Annotated in this window: 6 protein-coding genes; 4 read left to right on the forward strand and 2 right to left on the reverse strand. The window is 52.3% G+C overall.

Annotated features, from left to right (window positions below):
• The first annotated feature begins 123 nt into the window (after window positions 1-123).
• From EFB08_RS18560 to EFB08_RS18575, 4 genes are all read left to right on the forward strand, one after another.
• Entirely contained in the window at window positions 124-1,671 is a 1,548-nt protein-coding gene (locus tag EFB08_RS18560; RefSeq protein ID WP_123128457.1) for a BatA domain-containing protein, read from the forward strand.
• A 32-nt stretch (window positions 1,672-1,703) separates the two neighbouring features.
• Window positions 1,704-3,923 carry a DUF4175 family protein gene (locus EFB08_RS18565; RefSeq protein ID WP_165864960.1) on the forward strand — a complete coding sequence of 740 codons (2,220 nt, stop codon included), beginning with the start codon at window positions 1,704-1,706 and terminating at the stop codon, window positions 3,921-3,923.
• 2 nt (window positions 3,924-3,925) lie between these two features.
• Window positions 3,926-5,713, forward strand: a complete 1,788-nt coding sequence (locus EFB08_RS18570; RefSeq protein ID WP_123128459.1) for a hypothetical protein — start codon at window positions 3,926-3,928, stop codon at window positions 5,711-5,713.
• Between the two features lie 558 nt (window positions 5,714-6,271).
• Window positions 6,272-8,437: a T9SS type A sorting domain-containing protein gene (locus EFB08_RS18575; protein ID WP_165864961.1), complete on the forward strand. Its 2,166-nt coding sequence runs from the start codon at window positions 6,272-6,274 to the stop codon at window positions 8,435-8,437.
• 332 nt (window positions 8,438-8,769) lie between these two features.
• Here the strand turns inward: EFB08_RS18575 and EFB08_RS18580 are convergent, their stop codons facing one another.
• Both EFB08_RS18580 and EFB08_RS18585 read right to left on the reverse strand, forming a co-directional pair.
• Window positions 8,770-10,755, reverse strand: a complete 1,986-nt coding sequence (locus EFB08_RS18580) for an OmpA family protein (RefSeq protein WP_123128461.1) — start codon at window positions 10,753-10,755, stop codon at window positions 8,770-8,772.
• 103 nt (window positions 10,756-10,858) lie between these two features.
• The gene (locus EFB08_RS18585) at window positions 10,859-11,812 is read right to left on the reverse strand and encodes a PorP/SprF family type IX secretion system membrane protein (RefSeq protein WP_123128462.1); all 954 of its coding nucleotides are present in this window, start codon (window positions 11,810-11,812) and stop codon (window positions 10,859-10,861) included.

An 11,812-nucleotide genomic window follows, 5' to 3' on the forward strand; every position in this document is an offset into this window, starting at 1 on the left:
TCTTTATCGACTTTCGCCCTTGGGATAAAATAGGATATTCCCTCTTCAGTCTATATCTTGGACGAGGCAGACCAGTTCTGTCCCGCGTTTTATGTCTGACGATCTGAATTTGCCGCCCCTGTTTTGTTCCAGTTTCTGAACCCGACGTGGTTGTGGGCCGCCGCCAGTGTAGCAGTGCCCATTGCCATTCATTTATGGAATAAAAAGCCCGCCAGAACCGTACAGGTGGGCAGCATCAGGTGGCTGAAGCCTTCTGAGAGCAAAAAGCTCAGCAGCCTGTACCTTTCAGATTTCTGGCTGTTGTTGCTCAGGTGCGTGCTTTTGGTGCTGTTGGCCTTGGTTTTGGCAGGGCCGCGCTGGAAACACCAGGTACCCACCGTCGCTGAGAAACACGCCTACCTGCATCCTGAGCTTTTCCAGGCCCATTACCTGCCGCAGATCTCCGCCACCGTAGATTCCCTGGCCCTCAAAGGCTGGCAGATTCACCGTTTACAACCCGGTTTCCCAAAACTGGCCCTGAACGAGGAAACTACCCTGAAAACCTTTCAGACCGATAGCCTTCCTCCGGATACCACAAACGCCTGGGCTATGCTGCGGGTGCTCAACCGAAGCCTTCCCCAAAACGCTCAAGCCTGGATCTTCACCACCGATCTGCTCCGTCACCACCGAGGCGAATACCCCGCAATGCGCGCCGGCATCACCTGGATTCCGGTAAGTGCCCCCCAAACCAATATCTGGCTGCAGGAAGCCTATGCCATTCCCTCGGGGCAACTGCTTCTCCGTTTCATGAAAAGCGATGCTCAGCACGTAACCCTTGAAGAACGAAAGATTCCCAAACCCGTGCCCGGACAAACTATTTCGCTGCCCGGTTTACCTGCCGTGAAGTTCACATCTCATGCCACCTCAGATTCGCTGGCGTTGCTGGGCGGGGCCCGGAACACCATTGCGGTGAAAAGTCAGCCGCTGCAAGTACTGGTGCGCCACGCCCCCTCCCGGCAATCCGATTTCCGGTACCTTAGGGCAGCCCTTCAATCGGCACTTGGCTACCGGGGCGGGGCGTATGACCTAACGGTTTCTTCCGGAAATCAACCTTTGCCCTCGGCCGCGCCTGATTGGGTTTTCTGGCTCACCGATGAACCCATAGCTCCCTTTTTGGCCCGTTTCCCCGAAAAGAAGCTGAAAACGCTGCAAGACGCCCCTGGCTCAGCCCGCGTTCAGAAAACAGAAAGCTGGCTACAAATCCCAGAGCTATCGGTACCGGTGCCGCTGCATCAAAGAACTCCCGCGCCTAAAAACCTATCTGCCGACATCCTCTGGAAAGACGGCTTCGGGAACCCGCTGCTCACCAAAGAGCAAAAGGGCCAACACACGCACTTCCGGTTCTACAGCCGCTTTCACCCTACTTGGAATGACTTGCCCAATACTGGACACTTTCCCGAATTGCTCCTTCGTCTGCTCTTTCCCCAGGAAACTTCCTGGCGCACCCATTTTGATACCCGTACCCTGCAGCAAGACCTGGAACGTCCCTGCACGTTTTCCGGCACTTTTGCCGAAAACAAGCTTAAAACCGAAAAGCTGGAGGATCTCAAACCGTGGCTAGTGGCTTTCCTGGCTTTGCTGCTGGCGCTGGAACGGTGGCTGGCGGGGAGAAAGGCAAGGATTAGTGCCTGATATCTTTTAAATTTAAGTATACTCAATATCCTTTGGCCCAGCTCACCTCCCATATCACCTCATCCTCACCAGTCCTAAGGCAGGTGCGGGCGCAATACCTTCAGAAGAAGGCGTGGTTGTTTGCGCTGCAAGCTTTGGGGGTTCTTTTGCCGGTGGCGGTGTGGGCGTATCGTGACTGGGGTGGAGTGGGTGGGGGAACTGCCGCGGCTATTCTGGCCTTCCTGATCCTTGGGTTACAAGCCATGCGGTGGCGGGAATTTCAGAAGAGAACAGACCTGCCCAAAGTGGCCCGCCACCTGAACCGCAAGTACCCACCCTTAGAAGAAAGCACAGAGTTGCTCCTGCAACCCGAGGAAGAACTTCCGCTCTTGGCGAAATTACAGCGCCATAGGATAGCCACTATTTTAGACCAGATTTCACCAAAAGAGGCCTCAAACGTACCCTTCCGGAACGGATGGATACTGCTGGGCCTGGGTTTGCTTATAGCTGTTGGGCTTTGTTTTTTACCCGATTTCACCAAAACAAGCGGAAAAACCATTCATCCATCCTCAGGTACTTCCACTGACGTGAATGAACCCGTAGCCAAACCCAAAGCCATTCTGCCAGCCATTGAGCAGATGAACATCCGCGTTTCGGCACCGGCTTACACGCGCAAGGCTCCTTACGCCGTCACTACTCCCTCCTTCAAAGTGGAAATCGGGTCGAAGGTGACCTGGACCGTGCAGACAAACCAAGCCCTATCTTTTTTGCAGCTGGTGCTGAGCAATCAGAAGCCTATTCCACTCCGCGCCGTTGCTAGCCAGCGAAACACATATACGGCCGCTTTTACCGTTACCCAATCCACGCTGTACCATTTGCGCCTGAACGGTCAGGCCTCAGATTTCTATTCCATCGAAGTCATCCCAGATGAGGCGCCTTCGGTGACTATCCAAAAACCGAAGCAGTACACCGAGATCCTTTTCGGGGAACCGCAGCGCGTGACGGTACAGGCTACCTTACGGGATGATTACGGGCTACAGTCGGCGGAGCTAATCGCCACGGTGGCAAAAGGTGAGGGCGAGGCGGTGAAGTTCCGGGAGCAGCGCATTCCTTTGAAGCTTTCGTTCAACGGCCAGCCGCGGCAACTGCAACTGAACCAGACGTTGAACCTGAAAGCCCTGGGCATGACCTACGGCGATGAGCTGTACTTTTACCTGCAAGCCCGGGACAATCACCGCGGCTACACCCGCACTGAGGCGTTTCTGGTGGAGATTGAAGATACCACGGTGGTAGAAACCATGGATGACCTTTCCTTAGGCGTGAACCCTAACCCCGAGTACTTCCGGAGCCAGCGCCAGATCATCATCGATACCGAGAAACTGATTCAGGAGCAGAGAGGCCTAACTCAAACCGTGTTCCAGGAGCGATCCAACAACATTGGGGTAGACCAGAAACTGCTGCGCCTGCGCTACGGCAAGTTCCTGGGCGAGGAGTTTGAATCGAACATTGGGGCGGCCGCTTTGCCTGAAGGATTAGGTGAGGGCCACACCGCCGATGACGGCCATGACCACGGCACCCAAAAAGAGGGTAGCGAACACGAGAACAAAATGGGCGAACTGCTGGATCCGTACCTGCACAAACACGACCAGGAGGAAGCCGCCACGTTTTTTGAGCCTGCCATCAAATCCCAGTTGAAAGGTGCTTTGGCCCAGATGTGGGAAGCAGAACTGAGGCTTCGGACCGCCCGTCCCAAAGAAGCGCTGCCTTTTGAGTACAAAGCCCTGCGCATGCTCAAGGAAGTACAGCAAAAATCACGGGTGTACGTGAAGAAAAGTGGGTTTGAGCCGCCTCCGCTCAAAGAACCCGAAAAACGCCTCACCGGAGATTTGAGCAAAGTACAGGCCTACCAAGCACAGCGTAAAGAAAAACCCGCGGAAACTTTGCTGGCTTCTAGGAAGGCGTTGCAGCGTGTGGCCCAACTCAGACAAGGCACGAAGCCGGCTTCTACTGATGCTGCTTTGCTGGAGCGGGCCGGTCAGGAACTGGGGCAGGCCGCTGTGCGCGAGCCCGGCCAATACCTCAGGGCGCTGCAGGATGCGCGGCAACTTACCCAGGACATCAGGGCCGGCAAACCACTTTGCCAGGACTGCCTTAGCCGCGTGGAAGCCGCACTGCATCGTTTTCTGCCTGTTTCCGCAAAATCGGCGCAAAAACCGATTTCCTCGGGCGTGCCTAGGAAACTTGCCCAGGATTACTTTAACCGGCTGAACTAACCATGCATCTTCCATTGCCTCTTCTTTTGCTACTAACGGCTCTACTAGGTGCCTGGTTCACCTGGTTGGACGTGCGCCGCCCAGACCGTCGGCACCTTATCTGGCGACTGCTGGCTAGCTGGGGGGTGGTGGCCTGCCTGGTTTTGTTTCTCACGCCGCCTAAAATAACCCGCACCTACAATGCCTCAGAAGCAATTCTCCTGACAGAAGGCTATCATGCAGATACCCTAAACGCCCTCTTGAAACGCCTGCGCCCTAAGCCACAGGTGTATGCTTTTGGCGTGCCAGGTGAGAAAGCCGGGCAAGTAACCGATTTGGCTTCTTTCCAGCGGCAGCATCCCTCGATAAAAACCCTGCATATCCTTGGCTATGGCCTTTCTGCCGAAGAGTTGGCTACGCTGGACTCCCTGCGGCTGAAAAGCCATCTATCTGACTTACCGGCTGGGGTCCTGACTGCCTTCTGGCCCCAGGAAATTACCTTGGGCGATGCAGTGTCCATACAGGGCAGATTTCACGGCTTATCAGAGGAAAAACTGACTTTGTATTTGCAGGCGGCAGGCAAGTCACTAGATTCAGCAGAAATCAGAAAAGGGGTTGACCAAACTTTCTTTCTTCGGTTCACGCCCAAAACTGCCGGGCGGTTTGTGTACGCGCTGCAGTGGAAAGACACTGATGACTCTCTTCACCAAGAAAACCTACCCGTAATTGTGAGGGCCCCGAGGCAGCTGAACATACTTTTGCTTTCTTCGGCCCCGTCTTTTGAAGGCAAATTCCTGAAGAACGCCCTGGCACAGCGGGGGCACAGCGTAGCCGTCCGGAATCAGGTGAGCCAAGGCATATACAGCACAGAATGGGTGAACTTGCCGGCGCAAAACCTGAACCTTCTCACGCCCGCCCTACTCCAGAAATTTGATGTGGTGCTGCTGGATGACGGGACCCTGCAACAATTAGGCGTCCAAGAGAAACAGGCGCTGCAACAGGCCGTACGCCAGCAAGGCTTGGGAGTACTTACCTCTGTTTCCCAGAAATCACCCAAACCAACTGCCTTTTTCACCGAAGGCGTTTTCCGGCTTATTTCTGAAAAACCAGCCCGAAGCGGTGTCGTGCGGTGGCAAAAGCAAACTGGTGCCCAAGCCGTGCTGCCGTTGAGCAACACCGTGCTGCAACCCAAAGAAGGACAACAGCCGCTGGCTTGGGAACAGAATCCTTCGCAGGCGGTGGTCGTGCGTTCCCGCAAAGGCTTGGGCCAGGTAGGCATCAGCCTGCTGCCCGAGACGTTTCCGCTGGCGCTGGAAGGAAAAGAAACGCTCTACCAACAGTACTGGGCCACCGTGCTGACGTCCTTAGCTAAACCAGAGGAGGAAAACACCTTCCATGTTACCTCTGAATGGTTAACGTCTCAGGTACATCACCCCATTACTTTTTCATTCTCTTCTGCTTCTTTGAAGTTACGAAGCCTCCAAGATTCTCTTTCTTCTTCCAGTGCTTTTTACACACAGACTTCTACGCTTGTTCCAGATTTACAGCTTGGCCAAAATTGGCCGCAGAAAACAGGCTGGTACCATGTCCAGTCACCAGAAGGCACAAGGTTTCTGTATGTATATCCAAAAAATGCTTGGAAGCTTAATCAACTAGCCAAGAACCAGAAAATATTAGCTCTGAGGATGCAAAAGAGATTCTCTGCTCAAATGCAAACCTCTTTGGAAAGACAGGAGCCCCTGCCTTTATGGCTGCCCGCATTTCTCTTATTATTTCTACTTACCTATCTATGGCTAAAAGAGAAAATCTAGAATAGCACTATTTACACCTACTTATTTTTAAATCAAATAAACACTAACCCAGAGTTTTGGCCAACTAATCGCCTATTTAGGCGCATTGGTCTAGTTATCTTAGTTAACTTTTATTAGTTTGTAGTTTTGCAGAGGATTCTTTCCATATCTTTGGGAATATTATGAAAATATAAAGAATTTTATATTCAACTTATGCGTTCAACACTTTTACTCTCTTTTTTTCTACTCCTTGGCTTTATATCCTTCAATTCCGAGGCTTCCATCACCAAGGCTTCTTTTCTTGCGAATTCAGACACTCTTAGAACCCTGCCTATTTCCGGCTCTCCCTTCTGCGGAGGAAGTACGCTTCAGGTCCCATTTTCCACTAAGGTGGTATTCCCAGCGGATAACATTTTCACCGTTCAGCTCTCCAGCAACACAGGTAGCTTCAGCAGCCCAAGAGTTCTTGGCTCCGCGCCTGGTACTGGGTCAGGCACTATTCAGGTAACCATTCCCACAAATCAGGTTGCCGGAACTGCTTATCGCATTCGGGTTGTTGCCTCAAAACCTACCACAGGCATGATTATAGAGAACAATGGGCAGAATCTGACTATCTATCCTTTACCTCCAACTCCCACTATTACATCCAACACTGGGGTTTGTGCTGGTGGTACTTTAACCATTAGCGCTAGTAGTATTTCCAATGCTACTTACACCTGGACAGGCCCAAATGGCTTTACCGCAACTGGCCGGACAATCACCAGAAAAGGGGCGGAAGTAGATGCATCTGGGACTTATACAGTTACAGCAAACGTTAATGGCTGCATCTCCACGGCTAGTGCCGAGATAGTAGTGCGTCCTGCGTTGGCTAATGCCGGACCTGACAGAATTATCTGCTATGGGCAATCTGTGCGATTAGAAGCGACAGGCGGAGTAAAGTATAGCTGGTCTCCAAGCGCCACCTTGAATGACGCTTCTATTGCTAACCCTATTGCTACACCTACTGCTACCACCACTTACACAGTAACAGTAACGGGTGAGAATGGATGTAGACGCACAGACCAGATCTTGGTAACAGTTAGCCCACTACCAGTACTTACGGTAACTCCTGCAATCCCTGCTATTTGCTTAGGATCTTCTGTACAGTTACAGGCTACCGGAGCGGTCACATACTCCTGGAGCCCGGCTACGGGACTTAGTGACCCAACTATTGCTAACCCAATTGCATCACCTACGGCTACTACTATCTATACCGTTACTGGTACTTCCGCAGCCGGTTGTGTGACTTCTAAGACTGTGACCGTGAAAGTAAACCCTATTCCGGTAGCAAATGCAGGATTAGATAAAGTGGTTTGCTCCCGCCAAGCAACGGTATTAGGAACTCCTGCCGTTTCAGGCAATACCTATTCCTGGTCGCCTGCTATTGGTCTGTCCAGAACAAACATAGCTAATCCAACCCTGAATTATCCGGGAGATAACACAGAGCCGATTACGGTAGAATATACCTTAACGGTAACCTCTAATGGCTGTACTTCTACCGATGTAGTGAAAGTAACTGTGAACCCTGCTGCCTACGCTGGACCTGATATGACCATCTGCGCTGGGGGAGCTGCCCAGTTGCAAGCTTCCGGTGGACTAACCTATAGCTGGAGCCCAGCAACTGGCCTAAGTAATCCTTCTATAGCCAATCCAATAGCAAATCCTGCGGTTACTACCAATTACACTGTGACGATCACTAATCCTAACGGTACCTGCGCTAAGACAGACCAAGTAAAAGTAACTGTCAATCCTTTGCCGGTAGTTACCGCTACTGCCTCTATTGCTTCTATCTGCGCAGGAGGATCGTCCAGGCTAACGGCCACGGGAGGTACCAGTTACCAGTGGACACCAGCCTTAGGCCTGGACAATCCTAACAGTGCTACGCCAGTTGCAAGCCCTACCGCTACCACTACCTACACTGTTACTGCTACTAACGCCAAGGGCTGCACCCAAACTGCCCAAGTGACTGTTACGGTGAACCCACTTCCCAGCCCTGTCATTCAGGCTAGCGGATCTACAGACCTTTGTCCGGGGGGCAGTGTCACACTAACTTCCTCACCAGCGTCTACTTACCTCTGGAGCACTGGTGAAACCACGCCTTCTATCACCGTTAACACCGCTGGTTCTTATACTGTGACTGTTACTAACGAAAACAATTGTTCCGCTATTTCCAATCCAACTTCAGTAACCGTACTACCTGTTACCACCGTTAGTTTAACGCCTTTTGCCAATATCTGTAAAGACAGAAGTATGTTTGCCTTGACAGGCGGCTCTCCGGCTGGCGGAACTTACAGTGGCCCAGGCGTTAGCAACAACCAATTCAATACCGCAGAAGCCGGACAAGGAACCCACACCATCACTTACACTTATACTAATGCGCAAGGCTGTATGGCTTCGGCTACCCAAACCATTATGGTTGGGAACTGTTTAAGCGTAACAGATGACTTACAGGCAGCTTCCTTGAAGGCGTATCCTTCACCGGTTCATGATGAGCTGACCGTAACAGTGACCTTGGTGAAGAAAGAAGAAGTTACCTTGTTTTTAACCGATTTGAAAGGTCAAATAATTTACCGCTCATCCAGTACTGTCCTCCCTGGAGAGTTCAAGAAAAACATCTCAGTGAAAGACCTTCCTGACGGCATGTACTTGTTGCAATACCGCACTGCTGGTGCCAGCAGCAGCAAAAAGGTGGTGATCGCTCATTAACAGCATCCCTAAAAGGACAAACAAAAAGGCCCGGCAGAAGTCGGGCCTTTTTGTTTGTCCTTTTAGTTAATGAGGGATTCTGTTCTTTTGCCAATTTCAGAAAATAAGGCCCCAAACATAGTTGCCTTTAGCTTGAGTAAATCTGCGGAAGTCTTCTCAAGCTAGGCACAACCTCCTAAGGGCCAAGCTCTCTTTCACTAATCCAGCCTGCACATAGAGTCAGGCAAAGCTTTTCTATTTTACAGGCGTTTATCTTAAAACAAGCTCAAAAAGGCTCAGGCATACTTTCCCTATTCATTGAGAAACCCCTGCTTGAAAAACCAGACAGTTTCTTACTTTAGAATCTTGAATTCGGTGCGGCGGTTAATTTGGTGGTCATCTTCGGAGCACGGCACACCGTCTTTGCAGCGGTTGAGTAGTTTGGTTTCGCCGTAGCCTTTGTCTACCACCCGTTTGGGGTCAATGCCTTGCGAGATGATGTATTTCACGGCAGAGGCCGCGCGTAACTGTGAGAGCATGAGGTTGTATTTGTGGCTTTCGCGGCTATCTGTGTGGGAGCTCAGCTCAATCCGGATGGTGGGGTTGTCCCGCAGCATGCCTACTACTTTGTCCAGCTCCACAATAGACTCGGGCCGAAGGGTGTGTTTGTCCAGGTCATAGTAGATGTTCTCCAACACAATGGCTTGGTTGGGCGTGTCACGGTCCAGCACCATCTCAATCTGCACGGTGTCGGTGACCTTGCGGCAGTCTGGCATCACGTGGAACGTACGGGTGAGATAGCCTTTCTTGCTGCCCCGGATGGTGTAGGTCTGGTTGGCGTTCACCGCGAACAGGAAACGGCCACTGGCATCGGTCTCAAACTGAAGCGGGCTGCTGGTATTTCCGTTTACAATCACTTCCAGATTCACGCCGCCCACGGGCACTTGCCGGGCCCTACCGTTCTTGTTTGGCACCCGGGCGTAGGTCACCCCAGCCAGCTTACAGGGAATCTCGGTGGGTTTGAACCGGTAGATGTTGTCTGAGCCGGCATCGCCTTCGCGGTTAGAGGACAGATAGCCACTTTTGCCGTCTTTTTCATAAATCAGCCCGAAATCATCGCGCGGCGAATTGAACGGGTAATACAGGTTTTCCAGGTTATTCCAGGCGGCGCGACTCCCCTCGGCCGAGAAGAGGTCCAGGCCCCCCATGCCCATGTGCCCATCTGAGGAGAAGTACAGGGTTCCGTCTGGGTGCACCACTGGAAAAACCTCTTTTCCGCTGGTATTGATGGTGGGGCCGGCGTTCACGGGTGTAGACCAGTTGCCGTCCTTCTGGCGCTCGCTGAAGTAGATATCGGTTTGGCCGTGGCCGCCGGGCATGTCAGAGACAAAGTACAGGATCTGGCCATCGGGGGAAAGAGCGGGGTGCCCCACCGAGTAGTTTTCGCCTTGGTTGAACGGAAAGGCTTTTACGTCTTGCCATTTTCCTTTGGAGAACGTGGCACTGTAGATCTCCAGGCGGTTGATGAACTCATCGCTTTTGGAATAGCGTTGCCAGTTGCTTTCGGTGCGAAGTTCCTCGGGCAGTACGCGGTTTTTCACGCGCTTGGTGCGGGTAAAGAGCACCTCGTTGAAATCTGGAGAGAAGGTGGCAATGGCGTTGTGGAACTGGGTGTTGATGGATTTCTCCATCGGTTTGATCTCTCCCCAGGAGCTAGGCCCTTTGCGTTCTGCGTAGTACAACTGCAGGTAGGGGGTGCCGGTCCAGCCGTATACTTTCTGGTCTGAGCCGTTTTGGCTACGGCCTCGGTCTGAGGAAAACACCAGGCCCTCGCGGTAGAAAACAGGGCTAAAATCAGCGAAGGAAGTGTTGAGGGTACTGTCTGGGATTACGTCAATACCCAACGGACGGTCCATCCAGCTCATGGCCATGTCACAGGCTTTGGCTAGTTGCAGGGCTTCCTCGCGGCGGCTCTGGTCAAGATCGGCAAACAGCAGGTAGTTCTTCTTGGCAATGGTGTACTGCCCATTCTGGCGACAGGCGTTGGCGTAGTAGAACAGGTTGATGGGTGCAGAATTCGGGAACCCCAGGGCTTGCCGGTACCAGAACTCGGCCGCGCCAGGCTGATTGATGAGCCGATAACAGTGCGCGATTCGTTCAGTGATGTGAAGCGACGGTTGGCCTTTGTCCAGCACTTTCTGGTATTCTTCCAGTGCCAGCGCATAATCAAAGTTATTGTAGTGCTTGTCTGCCTTGCTTTGGTTTCCCTGGGCCTGGGTTTTGGAAGGGCTTACCCAAAAAGTAACGCAAAGCAGTAATACGAGGGAAAAAATCTTCACAATTCCAGTTCTTGCACCAAGTAGGTGGATAAAGATTCTGCTTTCAGGCAGTTTTAGAGAAAACAGCCTGAAAGCAGAATACGGGTTTACAACATAGGAGAAATCAAAAGTACCTCGGAGTTAACATACGACCATACTTCTTTTTCAAAAAATTATATCCCAGTGAGATTTCGTGGCTGGAGTAGCTGCGAAGTTTGTTCAGCGAGAAGTCATAGGAATACCCAATGCGCATGAGCGGTGATGGGTGCAGTTCCAGTAGAACAGCCAGGGCATTGCCCAACCGGGTATTGGTGGCGAAGGAGCGGTTGTTGAAGATGTTGAGCGTGGTCCGGAAAGAGGTTCCCAGCCAGATTTGCTCGTTGAACAACAGGAAGGTGTTCAGATCCAGCGCCGCCGGTCCGTTGAAATCCTCCTTCAGCAGAATACTAGGCCTGAACTTCATTTTCCGGCTGATATCAAACACCCCGCCCGAGGTCAGGAACAAGTGTGGCTTCGGATCAGTAGGCAGACCGTCTTGGAAGAACACCACGTTGCCCAGAGAAAGGCCGGTATAGAACCGGTTGCTGTACAGGTAGGCTCCCACCCGCGCACTGGGCTTCACGGCTCTTTCAATATTCATCGGGATGGCCATGTCGTCTCGCTCAGCGGGATCAAGTTTGGTACCGTCCAGGGTCTGTTGGGTTGCCCCCAGCGAAATACCCACCGCCACGCGGGTGGTAGGGCTCAAAGAAATCCGGACAGCCGAATTGAAGGACACTTCGGTGAACCGTTGGGCACCTAACCGGTCATTGGTGATAATAAAGCCTCCGGCCAATTTCCGGTTCAGGTTTCCGTCAACGCTCAAGGTCTGGCTCACGGGCGCTCCTTCCAGACCCGTCCACTGGCTCCGGTGTGATCCGCTGAGACTGGTGAATCCTTTACTGCCCGCGTAGGCCGGGTTCAGCAGCAAGCCGTTGAACATGTACTGCGTGAACTGCGGGTCTTGCTGCGCCTGGCTAAGGCGGGGCACACTCAGGCACACCACCAATACCAGCACCGATGCGATCGCTTTTTTCAT

It is taken from the genome of Rufibacter latericius, assembly GCF_003721515.1.
In the GTDB taxonomy this organism is placed as follows: domain Bacteria; phylum Bacteroidota; class Bacteroidia; order Cytophagales; family Hymenobacteraceae; genus Nibribacter; species Nibribacter latericius.

Bases quoted from the DNA above. Each gene is read 5' to 3' on its own strand.
- EFB08_RS18570 (WP_123128459.1), top strand. From the start codon at position 3,926: ATGCATCTTCCATTGCCTCTTCTTTTGCTACTAACGGCTCTACTAGGT.
- EFB08_RS18575 (WP_165864961.1), top strand. From the start codon at position 6,272: ATGATTATAGAGAACAATGGGCAGAATCTGACTATCTATCCTTTACCT.
- EFB08_RS18585 (WP_123128462.1), bottom strand. From the start codon at position 11,812: ATGAAAAAAGCGATCGCATCGGTGCTGGTATTGGTGGTGTGCCTGAGT.